Source organism: Turneriella parva DSM 21527 (assembly GCF_000266885.1).
Taxonomy (GTDB): Bacteria; Spirochaetota; Leptospiria; order Turneriellales; family Turneriellaceae; genus Turneriella; species Turneriella parva.
In genome coordinates, this window is record NC_018020.1 from 1,203,992 (window position 1) to 1,224,608 (window position 20,617).

Genomic DNA, 20,617 nt, shown 5'->3' on the forward strand with positions numbered 1-20,617 from the left:
AGCATAAATCCCGATCTGTGCTATTATGGCATAGTACGTATTTCTGGTCTTTTTTGTGGGCCATATAATCCTCGCCTATGGAAATGCGCGACGGCCAAGCAGCCGGCCTTCAAACCTCCCCCTCTCTTTTCATGACCCGCTTCGGGTCTCCGTCTTCGGTGAGAGGGGGTCGGAGGGTGAGTTCACCCCCACGAGTTTCGCCGTGGGGAGTTACGCCTGCCTGCGGCAGGCTTTTCTACCAGCTTGCTATCGTCGGTGCAGTGTTGCTCGTCAGGGTAGAAGACAGCGCTTCGCCTTCGAGTGCCTTCAGAAAATTCACCAAATCTTCCATCTCTTCATTCGTCATACGACGAGTTGTAAGAATTGGGTCTTTGGTGCCAGGAAAGCTACCCGCATTGCCAGCGAAATTGTAGAAATTTACGACATCCCATAGACTGGTGAAAGTACCATTATGAAAATATGGCGGCGTCTTGTTGACACTGCGCAAAGTAGGTGTTTTGAATTTGCCGACATCGGAAGTTTTCGCGCTAAGGCCCGAAACGCGGTTCGTGGTAGAGCTATCGTTGAAAGCCGTTGAAGTATTGAAAGCACCGTTATCGGCTGAATCCAAGAGTTTTGTCACTCCAGTAAACCGCCCCTGATCATTGCTGCCTGAATAGCCGCCGACCTGCGGCACGCCAAGGTTGTGAAAACTGCCGTCGCTAAAATTAGGTCCGCTGTGGCAGCGTATACAATTACCCTTACCAATAAATATCTTTAGACCTCGTTTTTGCGAGACAGTCATCGCATTTTCATTGCCTTCAGCCCATTGGTCGAAGGCTGAATTTTTCGAAACGAGCAAGTGCTCGTACGCACCGATGGCTTTGCCAAAGTTAGCGAAAATTCTGTCTACGTGAACGCGATTGGCAGCAAAGCCAACTGCTTCGTAAAGCGTCTTGCCATATCCATTGGCGCTCGAAGGTGCAGCTAAGCTGCCGCAAACCGTTGCAGTTGCAGTCGCGCCCGCAGCTCCAGGGAACACTGTATTGTGCTGGGTAAAGTAATTTCCCGTGGGAGCAGTATTAGCATTACATATTATGTAAGCCACCCCATAACGGTGGAAATTGTGTGGATTGCCCTCAATTGCCGGCCGAGCTATTGACCAAACTGAATCAGTTGAACCATCCCAAAGGCTGTACGAATTAAACGAAGCGTTCAAGACTGTCGGCGCATTTCTGCTGGTAAAATTTGCCCCAAGGGAAACGTCATTTGGCTTAGTTGCACTGTCTGCCCAACCAAAGTTTGGATCGTGGCATGCCGCGCAATTAATCCGGCGCTCCTGCCCAGCAGAATAGTTTATCGGGGATGTTGTCCGATTACCCTGAATAAGAATCGCACCAGAAAACTGAGTATCCCAAAAGAATTGCTGCCCCAAGGTCGCCGCTGCAGGCGTATTTACATAGGCATTACTCGCCTCTCCCGCTGGGGCCTGATAAATCAGCGTCTTAATAATCGCAATTTCGGTGTCTGAGAACAGAGCGTCTTTGTCTTCTTGCGCGCAGGAGGCAGCACTCAAAGTGAAAGCTAACGCCATCAAGAAGAATACTCTGTGTCCCCCTCCCGACCTCCCCCGCTTGCGGGGGAGGAGATTTTTCCCCTCCCCGCATGCGGGGAGGGGTGAGGGGTGGGGACTACAGAGAAATTTGTTAGTAAACATAGTTATCCCCCTTTTTCAAAACTTCGCCACCAGCGATGACGTGAAGATGTTGTTGTCGAATGCATATTTGCTAATGTAGCCGACTTCGAGATTCCATGAGTATTCGGCCTTGAAGATGATGCTCTCGGTGATGTCGATGCGCACGCCCGGAGTGAATTGGGCGACGTCGACGATGAAGACGTATTTGGGGTCGATTTCGTCGGCCTTGCGGCGGCTGAAACGTGCGTAGATGCCGACTGTGTTCATGTCAAAAAGGCCCGGGAAAGAATACATGCCTTCGACGTACCACGCTTCGGCGATGTAGTTCTTGGTTTCGTTGATGCCACCGCCGTCGGTGTTGACCTTGAACCACTGGCCGCGAATCTGCAGCGCGTTCCAGGCGATCTGAAAGTCGGGGCCGAAATCCCATTGTTTGGGGGTGTTCGAGATCTGGCCGTCTTGCGGGCCATACGAACCCGAAGCGCCGATTTCGAGCAGAGTCACGGGGCCGAAGGCAAAGTCATAACTCAGGCGGCCCGAGTAGGTTTTGCCCGAATTCGATTCGACGCCCTCGAAGATACGCGTGTCGTTGGTGAATGAGTTGCCGTTGGTGACGCCGACGTTCCAGATGAAGCGTTTGTCGAAGTGTTTGCCGCGCACTTTAACGCCGATCGGGTTGCCGTTCATGTAGCGGCCAACGAGCGTCGGCGTGACTGTCCAGCGGTCGGGCGCACGGCGCCAGCGGTATTCGATACCGGTGATGCCGATGAATTTACCGGCGGTAATGGTGATGTCGTACTGGTCGAGAGGCTTATAGTCGAGAAACGCCATGTCGAGATTGACGAAGCTGCCCATGCCGGTCTGGTTCTGCACCACCGGCTGGCGCGGTAAAAATTCGGTCGAAACCTGCAGGCGCACCTTGTCGTTGAGCTCGGCGATAAGGTCGACCGTCGCACTATTGATTGCACCCATCGGGTGGCCCTTGCCCTGCATGCCGTCAAAGGCGAGCGGAAAGTTGCCCGCTTCACCGAGGTCATGCGCTTCATGGCGCGTGTTCATATAGGTTGAAGCCGGGTCGCCGACGAAGACCGCCGTTTTGTCGGCATATTGCTGAAAGTTGTTACCGACGTCTTTTGCATAGCCGACACCCTTGTTCTGCGCGAACGCAAAACCCATGTCGACAAACCCGGTAATCAGCAGGGTGGGAGCTCCCTTTGCGGCGCCAGGCGCCTCGCCTTCGGCGACAACTCCCGTGCCGCTGCCCGGTATAATTTCTTCAGAACCCGAACCCGACGAGACAACGGCCGCAGAGCCTGCGGCAGCGGCCGGTTCTTCGCTGCCCTCATCGCTCTCGCTCTCGGCAGCCGCAGGGGCGTTTGCCACCTTGCGCTCAACCTTACGGGGTTTTGCGCGCCCTTTTCGGCGGCGCGCCGCCTCGACGTCAAAACTGCCTAGCACGACAAACGCCGCGATGAGCAGACTCAGAAATTTTACATAACGGTGAACGAGCAGTTGAAGCATTAGCTGGCTTGGGGCCTCTTTACAGTATCGACGAAGATATACGCACACATTACCGTGATCGACAGCGACAGCAGCGCCCCGCTGAATCTCAGCATCAGCGCGAACGCCTCTTTATGCATAAAGAACAGGCCAAAGGTGTGGAGCACGACCGAGAACGCGAGCAGCACGCCCCAGAGAATCTTGGCGCGCTCAGAAGCAGTGCTCATAAGAAATAGAACTATCAGCGTGAAGTAAACAAGGCTTTGGCCGTTGAGGTGTGTGTGGCCCAATTTGAAGTTTTCATAGATGAACCAATCTTGTGGTTTCACCTTGACCGCTTCTGAATCGGCCTCGATGACAACGCCGCTCGATTCACCGTCATCGGGCTTCACGATTGCGGGTGTTACGGGCGCAGCAGCGGGGGCGGATTCAGCTTTTTTCTGAATGCCTTTATCGGTAACAAGCCCGTGGTGCCACGAACTCAGCGCGAGCGCAACAACGAGTATTGAGCCCATGAGCATCGTGTAGATCGCGATCAACGCCCGTGCGGACACGGGAAATTTGCGTATGTTTGGCCAATTCATAATTGGCGCAGCCAACCTGCTCGGCCTGTGGGGACAAGAACTTTTCTTTGGGAATCCTGAAACGGCGCTGCGCGCCGTTTCAGGATTCTCCCTTCGATACCTTGGATAGTATATTGATCTCTGCAGGGCTCAGATCTTCTATGCGCTTGCCACGCACAAGATCTTTGAGGCGGTCATAAGATTGCGCCAGACGCGAGCGAAGCGCCGAAGCCAGGGTTTCTTCTGTGTGGTCTTCTTGCGAGCGGCCGATATTTTTCATGAGCCAGACCGTCGTTGCAACGACGATCAGCGTGTTAACGGTTGTCTGCAGCCATGGTGGCATGAGCGCGATATTCGGGCGGCCTGCGAAGAGGTAAAACGTGTTGATCGTCACCCAGGCACAGACCATAAACATATGGTGCCGAACTTTGTCGTCTGAAACCGAGGGGTCGAGCTTGCGGGCAACACGGCGATAGATCGCTTCAATGCCGCACCACAGGGCATATGCCCCCAGAACAGCGAGCCCCATGGCGAGCGGTGCAGCGATAATCTTGGGTATCGGCACAGCATAACCATTGAACCAGAACCCCGGATTCATGAGCTGGTTCAGCTGAGCGTTTTCTTCGTGCGTCCAGGCGCCGGTGAAGTAGTAATCCCAACCGCCGCTATAAAGATAATAATAGACGTAAAACATCAGCACCATACCGAAATAGCCATAATAAGTGAAACGGCTGCCGGGGCGCTTATAGATTTCCCAGTAGCTGCGCTCGAGGTCGACGTCTGGGCAGGCTGTGATGCACGAGACGCAGACGCTCTGGTCACCATCTTTACCGGGTGTGCGGCACATCGACTGCGTGACCGGCAGTTTGGGTGCATGCGCAGGCGTTTCGAGAATGCCACGCGGCATCGTGTAGATGCGCTGCATCGGCGCTATCGGGCAGAGGTAGTTGCACCAGGTCTTGCCGCCATAGAAGAGGCCGGTAATAATTGCTGCAGTGATGATTCCAATAAAGAAGAAGGCGAATACCGCGCGATCAGAGTTGATGAACAGCAGGCGGGCCGTTACCCCGCTGCTCAGAAAGACAAACTGCAGGGGCAGGTGCCAGCGCGCGAGCCATGAATCTTGCGAGATCGTCATGGGTTTGCGCTCGACCCGGCCCGTCTGGCGGTTAAACGTCTTGCGCATGAACTGCAGGCCCAGGTAATAGGGTATGCGCGAAGACAACGACAGCGGGCAGATTCGCCGCCACGCTTCGTGGCCGAAAACCATGAGAAAGAGCGGCACGCACGGCAGAATCATTGTCCAGAACATGCGCGCACCCATCGCGTAGGGCTTCTGCTCGAGCACTACACCCTGCACTCTGACTTCTTTATTGCTCAGCGCAAACGGCGTGCCGCTGTCGGGCTGCGTCAGTACCGGCGTCACCGGATCCCAAAAGAGCGAAACTATCAGCACTATCCAAGCGATAAACAGAATCAGGCGCACGGTGACCATGCGGCGTTCAGGGGCTTTCGCAAACATCAGACCTCGATCTCCACGTAGGTTTTTGCGCGCGACACGCAGGTGAGAATGAAGCCGGCTTCGCGGTCGGCATCTGAAAGGCCCGAGGTCTCGTCGCATTCGACCTCGCCCTTGATTTTCATTGCGCGACAGGTGCCGCAGGTGCCGGCGCGGCACGATGAAGGTATCTCGACGCCCACCTCTTCGGCGAGGTCGAGAATGGGAATATCCATATCACCGCCGAAGATTTCGAGACCGGCTAGCGAAAAGTGAACCGTAGCCCCGGCGGCTGTTTCGGCAGGGCGTGGTTGCACTGCGGGTGCCGCAGTGCCAGTAGCTGCGGGCGCGGCTTTCGCGGCAGCAGCGGCCTTCGCCGCAGGGGGAGCTCCGAAACTTTCTTGCCTGAACCGCTCTTTAATGGGAAAACCCTGCCTTTCGAGCAGCAGCTTCGCATGTTTCATGAATGAATCGGGGCCGCAGGTAAAGACCATGCGGTCGTGCAGATCAGGTGCAATCTGCTTCAGATGCTCTTCACTGAGGCGACCCTTCATGCCCGGCCATTCTTGCGGCAGGTGCGGCGAAGTAAAAGCCGCCACGTATTTGAACTTACGGTTGGCTGAGGTGAACATCATCATGTCTTCGGTGAAGACTGCATCTTCAGGCTCGCGTATGCCGTGATAAAATATTACATCGGGGTAAACACCGGTATCGTGCCACCAGCGCGCCATCGACAGCATCGGTGTCACACCGCTGCCCGCGGCGAGAAACAGATATTTGTCGGTAGTGGTGTCGAAACAGTGAAATTTGCCGCCGGGCGGTTTCATGGTGACGGTGTCACCAAGGTTCAGGTGATCGTGCAGGTAGTTCGATACGAGCCCGCCCTTCACACGCTTCACCGAAATTTCAATTAGATGAGGGCGCGAGGGGCTCGACGAAATGGTATAAGACCTTAAGACGCGCTTACCTTCGATGTTGAGCTCAAGAGTCACGAACTGGCCGGGCTTGTAGAAAAACAGCGTCGGCTCTTCGGCCATAAACTGGAAGCTTTTGAAATCGTGGCTGCGGTCGACGATGCCAATGCAGCGCATCGCCTTTGGACCTTTTGTCCAGAATTGCAGCTTTTCAGGGCTGACGGCATCGTGCTCAGAAAACGGCACGAGTTTCATTACCGAAAAGGCTGTTTCTGCCGCCGGGGCCGGGGCCGCGGCCGATACCGAAGGGCCAACGACAACCTCAGCCACGGGCGTGTGGGTTACCTCAGGTGGCTTTTCGGTCTTGGGCAATTCGATGTGCGCCGCGGCAGGCGCAGTCACCGAGTCTGCTGGCGCGGGTTCGGCCGCTGGCCTCTCGGCAAAAAACCGCGACTCACGGTACAGGTTTTGAATCGCGGGTAAAACGCCATCATTGCCGTGGACAAGATCAATGAGCAGGTTGTGCATCTTTTGCACTGCTTTGCGTTTGCGTGTGGGCGCGGCCGCGAAGGTGGCGTCGAGAATCGATTTCACCCATTCGCGCGCCGGCGCATCGAGCTGGTGCGATAAGAGGCTGAGCTCGGTCGCCGGCACCGGGCCATGCTTCAGGTAGTCGCGCCAGTTCTTGGTATAGTGGTCGTGCAGCCCGATGCGCGCCGCTTCAACCTCTGCCGCTGCCTGAGTTTTTTCGAGCGAGTTGAAGAAAGCTTCGGCTTCGTGTGCCGTGATTTCTTGAACGACGTCGCACTGCCATGTGAAACACGAGAATGCCGCGAGAGCGATCTTTGTCTGTTCTGCCACTTCTGCCATGCGTCGGGTTCGTCTCGGGTCGCGAACCAGCAACCCAATTGATTACGTCTCTCATGCAGGCACGATTGCCGGACATCGTGTCAATGGCGAAAAGCTGAACAGTTGCCAACGCTGGGCTGCGCGGCAGGCCACCGGGTTGCTATGCCAGTAACCCGTGAAACAATAAAAGGTTGCGAAGCCGAGCAAATTAGGGCAATAGGCCATCGGCATAGGAGACATATGAACCCCGACAACAACTTACGTTTCTCTTTTAGCGGCAAAGGTGGCGAACTTTTCGTTCTGCTCATCAAGAATCTATTTCTGACTCTTATTACCCTGGGGGTATATAACTTCTGGGGGCGCGTGAACCTGCAGCGCTATTTTTTCGAAAGCACATCGGTGGCCGGCGGCCGTTTCGGCTGGCATGCGACCGGTAAAGAGCGCTTCATCGCTTTTCTCAAAGCCTCATTGATTTTCGCGGCGATCATCGGCGTCAATACGCTGCTCGTGCAGATTTCACCTTACCTCGGCATCATCTTGCCGCTCGCCTTCTTGCTGCTGTTGCCCGCAATCATCGTCGCACAGTTTCGCTATCGCCTTTCGCGCACCTCGTTCAACCAGATTCGCTTTCGCTTCACAGGCAAGGCCGGCAACCTGGCTGCGATTACGCTCAAAGGTGGATTACTAACGATCATCACCTTTGGCATCTATGGCGCATGGCTCGCCGCAGACGTGCGCAAATTTCTCTACCGCCACACAACCATCGGCACCTCGTCGCTCGACTACGACGGCACAGGCGGAGCAATCTTCGGCCTGTACGTCAAAGGCATTCTTTTGACCATCGTCACCTTCGGTATCTACGTGAGCTGGTTCAAAGCCGAAGTTGCCAACTACCACACGAACCACACGATCTTTCAGGGCAACCACATGAAAGGTGTTATCGACGGCGCCGAAATTTTTGTCGCCAATTTGCTCGGGCAGATATTCACCTTTCTGACCCTCGGCATCTTCATACCATGGTGGATCATTCGCTTGCAAAAGGTCATGATTCAGGGCATGCAGCTGACGGCTGAACCTGACTACACGGCGATGCAGGCACAATTCGATTCAGGCGCCAATGCTCTCGCCGAGGGCATCGCCGACGCTGCGTCTCTGCTCGACAACATAGCGGATTTCTTAACGTGATACACCAGACCAGCGCCCGCTACCTCGACGGGTTAGACCCGCGGCCGCGCACCGGGCGCCTGGTCTACGACGAAGCGCACCGCGAACTGCATTTTTATGAAGCGGCCGAAACCGGTGAGCGCTTCGTCTGCTCTATCGATAAGAACCAATCGATAGACATACGCTCACGCGGGGGCGAACAGATCATCGAGTGGCGGCCCAAGACCAACCACACGAGCGCGATGCTCATTGTCACCGATCTGGCGTTTACGCGACTGATACGCGACCGCTTTCTCGCGCACAAAAACGTGTTTTGGCGCTATGCGACCTTGGTTTGGTCTGAGTCACTCGGCAAGGTCGCTCTCGCACTCGTCGCCGCAGTTTTCGCCACAGGTCTCGCGACCTGGTATTTCATGGAGCACAGCTTCAAACTAATACCCGTTTCGTGGGACAAAAAAGTCGGCGACCAGGCAGCACCGGGCCTCAAAGAATTCGGCGAGATCTGCGAATCAAAACAGACGATCGCCGACTTCAAACGGGTTCTCCCTTACCTGACTGAAAAAGACACGCCGCACGAATTTGAAATTCAGATTCTGAAGACTCCGGTTGAAAACGCCTTTGCGCTGCCGGGCGGCAAGATTACCTTCTTCTCGCAAACCATAAAAAAAGCGCAGACGAATGCAGAGTTGGTTGGCATTCTCGCACACGAGGTCGGCCACGTCGAACGCCGCCACGGCATGCAGCAGCTCAGCCAGTATATGACCCTAAGGGTTATTCTCGCCTTAGCCTTCGGCATGGCCGATGAGACCACAACGCTCGCGATGGCTGCCGATGCAGGTGCGATTCTCTTTTTGCTGAAGAACTCGCGCGACCACGAGCGTGACGCCGATGCGTACGCCGCCGAAAAGCTGGCAGCCGCCGGCATTTCGAGCAAGGGCATTCGCGGCTTCTTTGAGCGCATCAACAAAGAACACAAGGCACAGATGTCGAAGGTGCCCGACTTTATTCTGACCCACCCTCAAGACCAGGATAGAATTCAGTTCTTTGAACGCTACGAAAAGAAACACGCGGCAAAATTCAGAAAGGCAAACGCCAACCTGCCCGAATCGATTAAGGTTTGGCTGAGAAGTAAGCCCCAGCTTTCAGCCGCGTGCATACCACCCGAGAAAGAGACCGCAAAAGACGTCGACGACGAAGATCGCGACGAATAAAAAATCCCCCGGGGAGTGTCAAAAAAGTCGCTGTCCAGGCGAAAACGCTGCATTTGCCTGCGGCAAATACACGCGAATCGGCCTATTCAGGCGGGTTTCCGCCAGAACGCCGCGCCTGCGCAGCGCGGTTCGCAACTTTTTTGACACTCCCCAGGGGGAAATGTTTCAGTGAGACAACATGAAGGTGCCGGAGCACCGTTCTGCCTTCTACTCAGCAAACACCGTGCCACACCTGCTTGATCCGCGCTTTGCGCGAACGCCAGCGCATACTTTGCACTCGACGCTTTGTTTTCAGATGAAGATGCGCGTGGTATGCAGACCGAAACCGAAGATTTATCCACGCGCCTGACCAAGCAGCTCGTCGGTGCGGCGACGAGGTTTGCGTTCAATGAAAGCCTGCCCGCGCCGCTCTTGCGCAAGGTAATCGACCAGATCGGAATCATTTCGCCCCCTGCGCCGGGCTGCGACCTGGCCATGGGCAGCATCGACGGCATCGATTACGATTTCTGGACGCCGAAAAATGCAACACCGGGCAGAATTCTTCTTTATAGCCATGGTGGTGGCTATGTGATGTTTTCGCACAAGAGCCACCGCAGTCTCGCGTCGAGACTTGCGGTTGAATTTTCGGCGCAGGCAATCGTCTATAATTACCGGCTCGCACCGGAGCATCCGTTTCCGGCGGCGATCGACGACGCACTCACCGTTTATGAGCACGTGCTGAAGCTGGGCTACGACCCAAAGAACATTATTCTCGCCGGTGATTCAGCCGGCGGAGGTATCACGTTCGCGCTGATGCTGGCCGCGCGCGACAAGGGTCTGCCACTTCCAGGGCTCGCGATTGGCCTTTCGCCCTGGGTTGATATGACGCTCTCGGGTGTCAGTATGCGCGATAACCCGCCGACCGATGTGATGCTACAACCCGAAGACATTCGGGGCTTTATTGCTAAGTACCTCGCCGGTGGTGACCCAAAGCATGCCTATGCTTCACCTCTTTTCGGCGACCTGCGGGGATTACCCCCCGTCATGTTACAGGCAGCCGGTGACGAAGTCTTGCGTGACGATTCTGTGATGCTGGCAGCCGCGCTGCGTGCAGCGGGTGTGGCAGTTGAGCTCGATGTCTGGCCGGGCCTCTTTCACGTATTCGAGTTTGCCTGGCGCTTTCTGCCGCAGAGCAATGAAGCAATCGTCAAGATGGGAGATTTTGTGCGCCGCCACTTTTCAAGGTCTTAGTCGCCTGCTAGCGCAGGCGACTAAGACATCATACCCTGTCTGAATTTTGCTTGTGCCGTTACTGGTTGTTTGGGTTGCGTGTCCGGTGCAGGAACATTCGGCACTCACACAGCCCGATACATTTATCGAGCATTATGAGCGCAAGATTCATAGCCAGAAGCAGCTGATTGAGCTTTCTAAGGCACTCAACTCAAACCTCGACCTGCGTTCGCTGATCGATTCGATTCTGAATATCAGCATCGCCCAAAGCCGCTGCCTGCAGGCCGGCATTTACCTCGTACCCGAGATCGATCACCATGGGCTGGTGCTCGATGAAAACTTTGTCGGCTTTGAAGTCGCCGACCCATCGGCGTTTGCCATACCCTACAAGAGTGACATCGTCAAACTGCTGTCTGAATACCCGACGCTGCTCACGCTCTCTGAGATCAAGAATATCGCCGCCGCCACAGAGCATTCGAGCCTTGCGCAGGTGAGCTACACGGCCGCCATTACGCAGTTTTCAAAGCTGAACGCCGAGCTGCTGCTGGTGCCTCTGAAAGCAAAAGGCCGAATCAACGGTATTCTCGTCATGGGTCCAAAGTCTGACGGCGAAACCTACCTTGCTGAAGAAAAAGCTTTCTTGTCTGATTTAGCGTCGCTGGCGGCGATTGCGGTCGAAAATGCGCGACTCTACGAACTGGCAACGGTCGACATGATGACGAAGCTCAAGATTCACCATTTTTTTCAAACTCGCCTGCGCGAAGAAATTGAAAACTCGCGCGATACCGGTGAGCCGGTGTGCCTGCTGCTGACCGACATCGACCATTTCAAGAAGTTCAACGACACGTATGGCCACCAGATCGGCGACCTGGTTTTGAAGGAGGTCGCGAAAGTTCTCATTAACACCGCCAAAGGCAAAGATGTCGCGGCGCGCTACGGCGGCGAAGAGTTTGCACTGATTGCTCCGGCAAGAAACATAGAATCTGCGCGTGCCATTGCAGAAAAATACCGCGAGAAGATTGAGAAGCTGTCGGTGAAAAACCCTTCGAACAAAGGTGAAAAGACCCTCAAAGTGACAGTGTCAGTCGGTGTGGCGATGTTCAACCCCGAAACCGACAGCGAAAACAAGCATCTGATCGAGCGTGCAGACCAGGCGCTCTACGCAGCGAAGCATGGCGGTCGAAACCGGGTAGAAGTGAAAGCCTAGCTCGCTTACATAAATATCAAGATAAATCAATCTGTTCGCAGAGTTCGATTGACTGCCGCATGAGAGCGAAGAGAACCACAGATGTTCTGCTGGCCCTGGCACTCTGGGTCGCCATCAGCGCGATCGATAATCAGGTAACGTATGAAATTGGCCTTTCGATTTTTTATTTGATTCCCATTTCGTTTGCCGTTTATCGCCTCGGGTTCGCGGCCGGCTTAACTGTATCTGTTTTGAGCAGTCTTTCATGGTACTTCAATGATCTGGGTACCGGGCACACCTATTCAAACCCGCTGATGCCGCTTTGGAACGCCTTGATGCGTTACGGTTATTTCGTTCTGCATTCATACTTTTTATCGCGCTACAGTCTGCTTCTTAAAAAATCGCAGCAGCAGGCTTATACCGATAGTCTCACGAATGCAAGAAATTCGCGTTATCTGATCGAACAGATACGCCGCGACCACGACCATGCGGCTGCCCAAAATAAACCGCTGACACTCGCGTATATCGATCTCGATAATTTCAAGGCTGTGAACGACACGAAAGGCCATGCCGAAGGTGACCTGGTTCTGCAGACTCTCGCGAATTGTACCATGGCGCTTATGGGCGAGAAAGATACTTTCGGCCGCATGGGCGGCGACGAATTTGTGCTCATTTTGCCCGGCTACACTTTTGATGAGGCGAATACTCTGCTGACCAGATTAAGATCTGCAGTTCACGCAGAATTCGCAGCACACAACTGGCCGGTTTCACTCAGCGTAGGAGCAATTACATATACAGAACTCGGCCGCCTCGCCGATCGGCTGCTGCAAGATGTGGATAGCCTCATGTACGCGGTCAAAAAATCGGGCAAAGACGCTCTGCGCCACGAACCAAGACCTTAAGGCGCTTTCCATGCCTTATGTCCGCGACCTAGATGCCATCCGTGGCAGTCGCGGACTTACAGGCATCCATGCCTTTTAGTCCACGACCTAGATGCCATCCGTGGCAGTCGCGGACTTACAGGCATCCATGCCTTTTAGTCCACGACCAAGATGCCATCCGTGGCAGTCGCGGACTTACAGGCATCCATGCCTTTTAGTCCACGACAAAGAAGCCATCCGTGGCAGTCGCGGACTTACAGGCATCCATGCCTTTTAGTCCACGACAAAGAAGCCATCCGTGGCAGTCGCGGACTCGGAGGCATCCATGCCTTTGACTTGACGCCCGATTTTCAATTGCGACTTGAGCGTATGGCTGAACTCAGCAAAGACATCGTTGGCCGCAAGATGGAGCCCTTCACATTTACCGTTGAACGCGGTAAGGTGAAAGAGTTTCTGCAGGCGATCGGCGAAACCAACGCAATTTATCACGACGTGAACGCGGCGAAAGCTGCTGGTTACACTGACACTCCGGTGCCACTCACCTTTCAGACGGCCTTCACCTTTTGGGGCTATGGCGACAAATTCTGGAGCGATCTTGACTCGTTCGGCATCGACACAAAGCGCCTTCTGCACATGAAAGAAGAGTACACCTACCTTGAGCCTATTTATCCGGGTACAACGGTCAGCTGCCAGGTTGAAGTGATCGACGTGAAGGTCGGTAAAATGAACATGGTGACCTTCAAGAACACGTACAGCGACGGCAAAGGCAAAGTTTTCATCGAAGCCGAGATGGCGATTGTGATCCGCCCGGAGGGTATGTAATATGACTAAAATCCAATTCTCAGCCTGGACCGAAGGTCAGGATATTCCCGAGCTGCGCGTCGGCCCCATCAAACAGATGGATCTCGTGCGTTACGCTGGCGCATCGGGTGACTTTAACCCCATTCACAACGACGTTGAGTTTGCCAAATCGGCAGGCCTGCCGGGTACAATTGCGCACGGTATGTATATTATGGCGCTCATGGGCCGGCAGGTGACCAACTGGGCACCCCCTACACAGGTGAAGTTTTTTGGCGTCAAATTCAAGGGCATGAGCCTGCCCGGTGAAACAATGGTATTCACCGGCAAAATCAAGAAGAAGAAAGAAGAAAACGGTGAAAAGCTGCTGATGGTGTCGCTTTCAGCTGCCAATGATAAAGGCGAAGTAAAAGTCAGCGGTGATTTGACCGTAAAAGCAGAATAAGGTACGTCTAAACAACCATGGATATAGCATTTGCAGATGTAGGCAGCCACAAAGTGGTTCGGGTGATGGGCGACGTTGACCTCTACAATGTCGGAGACCTTAAGCGTGCAGTCTTTGAACTGATTGACGAAGGTGAAGTCGAGTCGCTCATCATCGACATGGCAAGCGTCAACTACATCGACTCGTCTGGAGTCGGCGCCCTAGTTGCCGCACAAAAGAAAATGAAAACTCAGGGCGGCAAATTCGGTTTGCTCGCCCTCACCGAAGACGTTCTGAATATTCTTAAGCTCGCAACTCTCGACCAGTTCTTTAAGATCTACGAATCTGAAGCGGCGCTTCCGTAACCAATACCCTCTGTGCATTCGCACAGGGGCTCTTTAAGAGATTATACACTTTGGGTGATTTCATGAAAACTGTTGCCTTAATCTATGGCGGTGAATCGGGCGAACACGATGTGTCGTGCGTCTCAGCCGCATACCTCGAAGAGACGATCACGGCAGCGGGCTACACCACGATACCCATCTACATTTCGCGCAAAGGCGAATGGCATCGCCAGCCGCGCGTTGCCAAAATTGCGTCGGATAACCGGCACAACCCCAGCTCGCTCTTGCAGAAAGACGGCCGGGTTGTTCTGCGATCGGCTGAAGAAGAAGTCGGCATCGACTTTGCTTTCCCGATAGTGCATGGCACGGCGGGCGAAGACGGCGCACTGCAGGGCTTCTTCGAAGTTCTCGGCCTACCCTATGCAGGCTCGGGTGTCGCGACATCTGCGGTCTGTATGGATAAAGCGCTGATGCGTGCGCTCTTTGCAGTCAACAAGATTCCGCAGGTCGAATATTTCGTGATCGCAGACGCCGAGTCTGCCGAAAGCGAAAAGATTCATGCGAGAATTGAATCCTCAATTGGTTACCCGGTATTCATCAAGCCGTGCAACATGGGCAGCTCGGTCGGTGTTCACAAAGTCTCTGGCCGAGAAGCACTCGCCAAAGCGATTGCGGATGCAGCGCGTTTTGACGACCATTTGCTGTGCGAACAGGGTTTACCTGTGCGCGAGCTTGAAATTGCGATTGCGGGCAATTTTCCCGACTACCTGATCTCGGGGGTAGGCGAGATCAAGGTAAATCATGAATTCTATTCATACGAGGCGAAATATATTGACCCGAATGGCGCAGACCTTTTTCTCGAAGCGCCGATAGAACCTGCGCTGCGCGAAGAAATTCAGCGATTGGCAAAGGGTGCGTACGCAGCGGTGCGTGGTGACGGTTTTGCGCGCATCGATTTCTTTCTGCACAAAGAGACCGGCAAACTCTTTCTCAATGAGATCAACACGCTGCCCGGCTTTACCCCGATCAGTATGTTTCCGCAACTTTTTAAAGCGGCGGGTGTTGACGGCCCGGCAATCACACGCAAGATAATCGAATGGGGTAAAGCCCGCTGCGATCGGCTGAAACGCCTGCGTGCAGCCAGCCGTGCCTGATGCGCCGGTTTACTCTCTCTTATCATTACTTTGCCCAGCGCGACCTGCGCAACCACCTCGAACTATTTCTCGATGTCGCCGATACAGCACCGCTCGAAACATGGCGATACTTTCGCGACAAAGAGGCGCGCCGAACCGACGGGCGCAGAAGATTCGTGTCAGCCCCAGAGCACCGCCGTGTTTATCTCGACTTCGCGGGCAAGGTGTCAGAAGACAGAGGCAAACTCAGAATAGTAAGAAGGGGCTTTTTTGTTGACCGAAGGACAGGACGTCCGTGGTCATCGGAGCGCATGGATGCTATCTTGGTAACTTTATGAGCGAATTGCGCATACCTGACATTCCACTGCCGCGCCCGTTTTTGCGCGTGCTGAGCGATGAAGTGGTCACACGCGACGACGTTGAGAAAGTTAAACGTAGCATGCAGCAGACGATTGACCTGTTGCAGACCGACCTGAAGCGTGAGCGCGAGCTGGTGAAGACGCTCGAAAAGTCGGGCGAGGTATTGAACGAAATTCTGTCATCGCCCGATTTTCGTGCGCTCAGCCACAAAGCACCGGCGGCCATCACCGCAGGCGGTGCGACGGCTACGGGCGCGACGAGCGCACAGATCGACGAAGGGCCGGTCGAATATATCGACGTCGTCGAAATTGAACTTACCGATGCAATCGTCTCTGATGCCGATATTCCAGCACAGGTTAAGAAGGATTAACCCTTTGCTGCGCCTTGTACTTTGCCTGTTGCTTGTTGCCGTTACCGCGCTCAATGCACAGACCGCAATTCTTGACCCGGCGCCCGAAGAGCAGCAAGAAGACGGGTACCTGGCGCTTGAAGGCGGTATCGGCTACAACACATACCCCAATTCTGAATACTTTCGCGCGCCGCTGTTTTTCACCGGTGGGTCTGCAAGACGTGAGATATCCACACGCTTATTGCTGCTGGGTGATATGCTGCACGCAGGTGAACTTTTCGAGGGGCGATTTTCTGGCAACAAACCGGGCGGCGTCTACCATTATAGCTTTGGTCAGCTTGATGTAGATTACCTCAACTGGTACGGACGAATCTGGGCGGTGGGACTCGGCGGCGGGCTGGGGCACCAGGGTTTCGTGATCGAGGGTGCCGAAAAAACAGCCCATGTATTCACCGGCAGGCTGCGCGTGCAGGGCTTCATTTTTTGGACAGAATACCTCGCGACGCAGGGCGTCATCACTGCCCCGATTGCGATCTACCAGTCGGCAACCGACAGGTTTGGGCTGTGGCATGGCGAACTGAACGTGCTGTTCGATTTTAAAGGGCGGGTGCGCAACCCCGAGCCGCAGTCGTTTATGTTTTCTGCGTCGCTGCTTTATGATTATATTAAATTCAACCACGACCTGCGTGCGTACGCGCAGCACGAGCTGACACCGATGCTCAAAGTCATGATTATCTACTGATGAAAAAGCCCGCAGAAGCCCTCATTGTCGCACTGGATTTTAGCTCAGCCGCAGAGGCGCTGAAACTTGTCGACGCACTCGGCGAGAGTGTCGTGTTTTATAAAGTAGGCATGCAGCTCTATTTTGCGGCAGGTAACAGCATCATTACCGAACTTCAAAAACGAAACAAGCTCATCTTTCTTGATTTAAAGATTAACGATATTCCCGAAACGGTTGGCAAGGCTGTTGACTCGCTTGTGAGCCTCGGCGTCAGATACCTGACTCTCTTCACGCAGGCGACGCAAATTGAGGCCGCAGCTGCGATCTTGAAGGCTCGTGGCTCTGATCTCAAATTACTGAATGTCACCGTGCTGACCAGCCAGGCGAGCACGTTTGCCGAAGTCGATGCGCGGGCCCGTCTCTCGCTGGCCGCCGGCGCACATGGCCTCATCTGTTCGGGACTTGAAGCTGCAGAGCTGCGCCGCAACCACGGGCAAGAGCCGATTCTGGTGACGCCCGGCATCAGGCTCGCTGAAAAAGCGAATGAGCCGAATGAGCGCGTGGCGTCTGGGTCTCGCAAAGACGATCAGGTACGCATTGTGACACCGGGCGACGCCATTCGCGGCGGTGCGACCAATATCGTGGTGGGTCGCCCCATCACGCAGGCGCAAAACCCTCGCGCAGTTGCGCAGGCAATTCTCGCTGAAATTGAAGGCGCATTAGGTTAGACGGGCATGGCGTTTAAAACCCTCATTGACCGTATTGGCAAGTCAAAGGTCGTCTTGTCGCCGATGGTCGGTTATTCTGACTCGCCTTACCGCCGGCTCTGCCGCAGCGAAGGCTCAGCATTCAGTATCACCGAGTTTGTTTCGACCGAGCATTTGTTTCGCTCTAACCCACGCGCCATCAGCCTTTTTCGCTATGAAGAATCTGAGCGCCCGATTGTTTTTCAGATCTTCGGCAATAATCCCGAGATTATTGTGCGGGGAGTTTCGCGCGTTCTGAATCTGAACCCCGACGGCATTGATTTGAACATGGGCTGTTCGGTGCGCAACGTCTCGAACAGCGGCTCGGGCGCAGGGCTCTTGAAGTGCCTCGATAAATCGCGCGAGATCATTCGCCGGCTCGTGGCCGAGACTGGCCTGCCCATCTCGGCGAAAATTCGCCTCGGGTGGAACCACGACTCGCTTAACTATATGGAAACGACCGCAATGCTCGAAAGTGAAGGCGTGTGGGCGATTGCCGTGCATGGCAGAACGCGGCAGATGGCATACACCGGCAAAGCCGAATGGGACCGCATCGGCGAAATTGCCAGCGCACGCAAAATACCGATCTTTGGCAACGGCGATGTCACCAGCTACGCCGATGCGATGGCTAAGGTCGAGAAGTATGGTGTCGCCGGCGTTTACATTGGCCGCGGTTCTTTTGGCAATCCCTGGCTGTTTTCAGGGCGTGACCGTAGCCAACTCACCTACCACGAGCGGTTGCCCGTGATTTTGCAGCATATGGATTACATGGGCGATTTCTACGGCGACGGCCTCGCCGCAGTGTTGATGCGCAAACAACTGCACCAGTATCTGAAAGATTTGCCGCTGTGGGTAGAGATCAAAGCCGAAATGTTCAGCGGCAAATCGGCAGCGGCGCTCAGATCAACGCTGCTGCGTATGAGCGAGCGCGCTGAGCTGGTGGCGTAGAAGATTACGCGCTGACTTCGACTGCATCTTCAACGCCTTCAACTGTTTTCATCTCTTTCAGAATATTCATCAGATGCTCGTCTGAATCGACTTCGATCACAAAACGGTCATTAATGTGCCCCACCTGAGAGGTCGTTGCGTTCGCTTCGATGATGTTGGCGCCGCTCTGCGCCAGCTGCTTCACGATATCGAGAAATATTTGCGCCCGGTCAAGGCCCCTGATTTCAATCGAAGCCTGCCGCCCTGTCGAATGGCCGACCCATTTGAGCGGTATCAGCCGCTCTGCCTGTTCGGGGTTCTCGCTCAGGTGCGTGAGAGAGGGACATCCTTTCTTGTGCACTGAGATAACACCGAGGCGCGAAATAAAGCCGGCGATGTTGTCGGGCGGCGACGGATTGCAGCACTGCGCGTATTTCACTTCGAGCTGCGTTTCGCCCTGCCAGTCTATCTTTTTCAGGTTCGGCTGCGCGATAACCGTCGCGCCGAGTTTTTCGCTGCGTGCCGGGCGCGGGCCCTTCGGTTCTGGCTGCGCCTTTTTCTCGTTCTCGACCAATTTTTCGGCAACGCTCGTATCGGTCTTGCGAAAGAAGGCTTTCAGTTTTGCCCGCGCGTTCGGGGTCTTGAGGTAGTTGAGCCAGTTGAGCGATGGCTTCACGCTGCTATTGGTGATGATTTCTATCTGGTCGCCGTTCTTGAGCGGAGTGCGAATGCTCACGAGACGGTCGCCGATTTTCGCGCCTGCGCACCTGAGACCGATGTCGGTATGAATACGAAAGGCAAAATCGAGCACAGTCGAGTTCTCGGGCATCGTGAAGATTTTGCCCTTGGGTGAAATAACATAAACCTCATTCGCCTGGCTGAGGTTAGATACGAGTTCTTGATAAAAATCACCCGAGTCGGCCTCATCGTCTGAGATGGCCATGTTCTGCAGATCGAGAAATTGCGTTTCAAAGGTTTTCTGGTCGCCCGGCTTTTCTTTGTACGCCCAGTGCGATGCGATACCAAACTCAGACACCCGGTGCATTTTCCAGGTGCGTATCTGCACTTCGACGGGTTGGCCGCCGGGTCCGATGACAGTGGTGTGGAGGCTCTGGTAACCGTTCGATTTTGGCACAGAGATATAGTCTTTGAATCTGCCGGGAAACGGTGTCCACAGCGTGTGCACGAGGCCGAGCACCGTATAGCAGTCGGGCACCTCGTTGACGAGCACGCGTACGCCGGTGAGGTCATAGATGTCTTCGAAAAATTTTTTCTGTTCGATCATTTTGTTGTAGATCGAATAGAAGTGCTTCGACCGCCCTTCGACGGTGGCCTTGATTTTTGACTCTTTCAGGTGCTGGGTGAGAAGCGACATGACCATTGCCACCCGCCCGTCGCGCTGCCCTTTTTTCTCGGCGATCTTGTCTTTAATGAGCGCGTAGGTAGTGCGATCGAGGTGATAGAGCGCCAGGTCTTCGAGCTCTGACTTTATCTTGTAAATACCCAGACGGCCCGCGAGAGGCGCATAGATCTCGAGTACCTCGCGTGCAATCTGCATACCCTTGTTCGTTGAGTGAAAGCCGAGCGTGCGCATGTTGTGCAGCTTGTCGGCGAGCTTGATCAAGATGACGCGGCTGTCGCGTATCGTCGCCATGATCATCTTGCGGATATTGATCGCCTGCTTGTTCTCGGCAGTCTGGGTCTTCAGAACCGATATTTTGGTGACCGATTCGACAAGATAGGTGATAGTCTCGCCGAACTCTTGCCGCATATATTCGGGCTTGATGAAGGTATCTTCAAGAACGTCGTGCAAGAGGCCCGCACAGACGACCTCATGGTCGAGGCCTAAATCGGCCAGGGTATGCGCGACCGCCAACGGGTGAATTATGTACGGTTCGCCCGACAGCCGCTTTTGAAATTTGTGCGCGTCTTCGGCGAGCAGGTATGCCTTCTTGATGAGCGCTTTCTGGGCGCGCGTGACATACGAAGGCATATGCGCGAGCAGCGTATTCAGGGTCTGCCCTTCTTGCGCGGGCTGGCTGCGTAATAAAGAAGGCATTGCCATTGGTTAGATTATACGTGTTTCAAGGTGGCGGCTGCAACAAAAATCGCGTTTACCCATAAGGATTTAGACCGATACTGGTGATAGCGCCCCGGGTGGGCGT

The 20,617-nt window shown here is 54.5% G+C and carries 20 protein-coding genes; 14 read left to right on the forward strand and 6 right to left on the reverse strand.

The window, feature by feature from the left end; all coding sequences use genetic code 11:
• Positions 1-235 precede the first annotated feature (235 nt).
• From TURPA_RS22495 to TURPA_RS05745, 5 genes are all read right to left on the reverse strand, one after another.
• The gene (locus tag TURPA_RS22495; RefSeq protein ID WP_245536829.1) at positions 236-1,573 is read right to left on the reverse strand and encodes a cytochrome-c peroxidase; all 1,338 of its coding nucleotides are present in this window, start codon (positions 1,571-1,573) and stop codon (positions 236-238) included.
• 138 nt (positions 1,574-1,711) lie between these two features.
• Entirely contained in the window at positions 1,712-3,196 is a 1,485-nt protein-coding gene (locus tag TURPA_RS05730) for a porin family protein (protein WP_014802344.1), read from the reverse strand.
• Positions 3,196-3,759: a hypothetical protein gene (locus TURPA_RS05735; RefSeq protein ID WP_014802345.1), complete on the reverse strand. Its 564-nt coding sequence runs from the start codon at positions 3,757-3,759 to the stop codon at positions 3,196-3,198. Before TURPA_RS05735 ends, TURPA_RS05730 begins: the two co-directional genes overlap by 1 nt.
• A gap of 79 nt (positions 3,760-3,838) precedes the next feature.
• The gene (locus TURPA_RS05740; RefSeq protein ID WP_014802346.1) at positions 3,839-5,260 is read right to left on the reverse strand and encodes a 4Fe-4S binding protein; all 1,422 of its coding nucleotides are present in this window, start codon (positions 5,258-5,260) and stop codon (positions 3,839-3,841) included.
• On the reverse strand, positions 5,260-7,020 hold the full coding sequence (locus TURPA_RS05745) for an FAD-binding oxidoreductase (protein WP_014802347.1): 1,761 nt from the start codon (positions 7,018-7,020) through the stop codon (positions 5,260-5,262). Before TURPA_RS05745 ends, TURPA_RS05740 begins: the two co-directional genes overlap by 1 nt.
• A 219-nt stretch (positions 7,021-7,239) precedes the next feature.
• Here TURPA_RS05745 and TURPA_RS05750 point away from each other — a divergent pair, with 219 nt between their 5' ends.
• The 14 genes from TURPA_RS05750 (at position 7,240) to TURPA_RS05815 (ending at position 18,473) form a co-directional block, all read left to right on the forward strand.
• A complete protein-coding gene (locus tag TURPA_RS05750) occupies positions 7,240-8,184 on the forward strand; it encodes a YjgN family protein (protein ID WP_014802348.1) in 945 nt (314 codons plus the stop codon).
• Complete coding sequence (locus TURPA_RS05755; RefSeq protein WP_014802349.1) at positions 8,181-9,374, forward strand: M48 family metallopeptidase; 1,194 nt, start codon at positions 8,181-8,183, stop codon at positions 9,372-9,374. The genes TURPA_RS05750 and TURPA_RS05755 overlap by 4 nt, the downstream gene beginning before the upstream one ends.
• A 312-nt stretch (positions 9,375-9,686) precedes the next feature.
• On the forward strand, positions 9,687-10,604 hold the full coding sequence (locus TURPA_RS05760; protein ID WP_014802350.1) for an alpha/beta hydrolase: 918 nt from the start codon (positions 9,687-9,689) through the stop codon (positions 10,602-10,604).
• 52 nt (positions 10,605-10,656) lie between these two features.
• Complete coding sequence (locus TURPA_RS05765) at positions 10,657-11,790, forward strand: diguanylate cyclase (RefSeq protein ID WP_245536811.1); 1,134 nt, start codon at positions 10,657-10,659, stop codon at positions 11,788-11,790.
• Positions 11,791-11,849: 59 nt separating this feature from the next.
• The gene (locus TURPA_RS05770) at positions 11,850-12,671 is read left to right on the forward strand and encodes a GGDEF domain-containing protein (protein ID WP_014802352.1); all 822 of its coding nucleotides are present in this window, start codon (positions 11,850-11,852) and stop codon (positions 12,669-12,671) included.
• 348 nt (positions 12,672-13,019) lie between these two features.
• Positions 13,020-13,472 (forward strand): FAS1-like dehydratase domain-containing protein, encoded by a 453-nt coding sequence (locus tag TURPA_RS05775; RefSeq protein WP_014802353.1) that lies wholly within the window; start codon positions 13,020-13,022, stop codon positions 13,470-13,472.
• A gap of 1 nt (position 13,473) precedes the next feature.
• The gene (locus TURPA_RS05780; protein WP_014802354.1) at positions 13,474-13,893 is read left to right on the forward strand and encodes a MaoC/PaaZ C-terminal domain-containing protein; all 420 of its coding nucleotides are present in this window, start codon (positions 13,474-13,476) and stop codon (positions 13,891-13,893) included.
• A 17-nt stretch (positions 13,894-13,910) separates the two neighbouring features.
• Positions 13,911-14,237, forward strand: a complete 327-nt coding sequence (locus TURPA_RS05785) for an STAS domain-containing protein (protein WP_014802355.1) — start codon at positions 13,911-13,913, stop codon at positions 14,235-14,237.
• Positions 14,238-14,299: 62 nt separating this feature from the next.
• On the forward strand, positions 14,300-15,370 hold the full coding sequence (locus TURPA_RS05790) for a D-alanine--D-alanine ligase family protein (RefSeq protein ID WP_014802356.1): 1,071 nt from the start codon (positions 14,300-14,302) through the stop codon (positions 15,368-15,370).
• Positions 15,370-15,687, forward strand: coding sequence for a hypothetical protein (locus TURPA_RS05795; protein ID WP_014802357.1), 318 nt, complete (start codon positions 15,370-15,372; stop codon positions 15,685-15,687). The genes TURPA_RS05790 and TURPA_RS05795 overlap by 1 nt, the downstream gene beginning before the upstream one ends.
• On the forward strand, positions 15,684-16,079 hold the full coding sequence (locus TURPA_RS05800; protein ID WP_041948335.1) for a hypothetical protein: 396 nt from the start codon (positions 15,684-15,686) through the stop codon (positions 16,077-16,079). The genes TURPA_RS05795 and TURPA_RS05800 overlap by 4 nt, the downstream gene beginning before the upstream one ends.
• A 4-nt stretch (positions 16,080-16,083) precedes the next feature.
• Entirely contained in the window at positions 16,084-16,800 is a 717-nt protein-coding gene (locus TURPA_RS05805; protein WP_014802359.1) for a hypothetical protein, read from the forward strand.
• Positions 16,800-17,507, forward strand: coding sequence for an orotidine-5'-phosphate decarboxylase (gene pyrF / locus TURPA_RS05810; RefSeq protein WP_014802360.1), 708 nt, complete (start codon positions 16,800-16,802; stop codon positions 17,505-17,507). Before TURPA_RS05805 ends, pyrF begins: the two co-directional genes overlap by 1 nt.
• Before the next feature lie 6 nt (positions 17,508-17,513).
• On the forward strand, positions 17,514-18,473 hold the full coding sequence (locus tag TURPA_RS05815) for a tRNA dihydrouridine synthase (protein ID WP_014802361.1): 960 nt from the start codon (positions 17,514-17,516) through the stop codon (positions 18,471-18,473).
• Positions 18,474-18,477: 4 nt separating this feature from the next.
• Here the strand turns inward: TURPA_RS05815 and TURPA_RS05820 are convergent, their stop codons facing one another.
• Entirely contained in the window at positions 18,478-20,511 is a 2,034-nt protein-coding gene (locus TURPA_RS05820; protein WP_169314403.1) for a RelA/SpoT family protein, read from the reverse strand.
• Between the last annotated feature and the right edge of the window lie 106 nt (positions 20,512-20,617).

What these genes read in the sequence shown, in the direction of transcription:
- TURPA_RS05815 (WP_014802361.1), top strand. Translation starts at nt 17,514, where the DNA reads ATGGCGTTTAAAACCCTCATTGACCGTATTGGCAAGTCAAAGGTCGTC.
- TURPA_RS05780 (WP_014802354.1), top strand. Translation starts at nt 13,474, where the DNA reads ATGACTAAAATCCAATTCTCAGCCTGGACCGAAGGTCAGGATATTCCC.
- TURPA_RS22495 (WP_245536829.1), bottom strand. Translation starts at nt 1,573, where the DNA reads ATGGCGTTAGCTTTCACTTTGAGTGCTGCCTCCTGCGCGCAAGAAGAC.
- TURPA_RS05740 (WP_014802346.1), bottom strand. Translation starts at nt 5,260, where the DNA reads ATGTTTGCGAAAGCCCCTGAACGCCGCATGGTCACCGTGCGCCTGATT.
- TURPA_RS05745 (WP_014802347.1), bottom strand. Translation starts at nt 7,020, where the DNA reads ATGGCAGAAGTGGCAGAACAGACAAAGATCGCTCTCGCGGCATTCTCG.
- pyrF (WP_014802360.1), top strand. Translation starts at nt 16,800, where the DNA reads ATGAAAAAGCCCGCAGAAGCCCTCATTGTCGCACTGGATTTTAGCTCA.
- TURPA_RS05770 (WP_014802352.1), top strand. Translation starts at nt 11,850, where the DNA reads ATGAGAGCGAAGAGAACCACAGATGTTCTGCTGGCCCTGGCACTCTGG.
- TURPA_RS05760 (WP_014802350.1), top strand. Translation starts at nt 9,687, where the DNA reads ATGCAGACCGAAACCGAAGATTTATCCACGCGCCTGACCAAGCAGCTC.
- TURPA_RS05820 (WP_169314403.1), bottom strand. Translation starts at nt 20,511, where the DNA reads ATGCCTTCTTTATTACGCAGCCAGCCCGCGCAAGAAGGGCAGACCCTG.
- TURPA_RS05730 (WP_014802344.1), bottom strand. Translation starts at nt 3,196, where the DNA reads ATGCTTCAACTGCTCGTTCACCGTTATGTAAAATTTCTGAGTCTGCTC.
- TURPA_RS05775 (WP_014802353.1), top strand. Translation starts at nt 13,020, where the DNA reads ATGGCTGAACTCAGCAAAGACATCGTTGGCCGCAAGATGGAGCCCTTC.
- TURPA_RS05795 (WP_014802357.1), top strand. Translation starts at nt 15,370, where the DNA reads ATGCGCCGGTTTACTCTCTCTTATCATTACTTTGCCCAGCGCGACCTG.
- TURPA_RS05790 (WP_014802356.1), top strand. Translation starts at nt 14,300, where the DNA reads ATGAAAACTGTTGCCTTAATCTATGGCGGTGAATCGGGCGAACACGAT.
- TURPA_RS05750 (WP_014802348.1), top strand. Translation starts at nt 7,240, where the DNA reads ATGAACCCCGACAACAACTTACGTTTCTCTTTTAGCGGCAAAGGTGGC.
- TURPA_RS05800 (WP_041948335.1), top strand. Translation starts at nt 15,684, where the DNA reads ATGAGCGAATTGCGCATACCTGACATTCCACTGCCGCGCCCGTTTTTG.
- TURPA_RS05735 (WP_014802345.1), bottom strand. Translation starts at nt 3,759, where the DNA reads ATGAATTGGCCAAACATACGCAAATTTCCCGTGTCCGCACGGGCGTTG.
- TURPA_RS05785 (WP_014802355.1), top strand. Translation starts at nt 13,911, where the DNA reads ATGGATATAGCATTTGCAGATGTAGGCAGCCACAAAGTGGTTCGGGTG.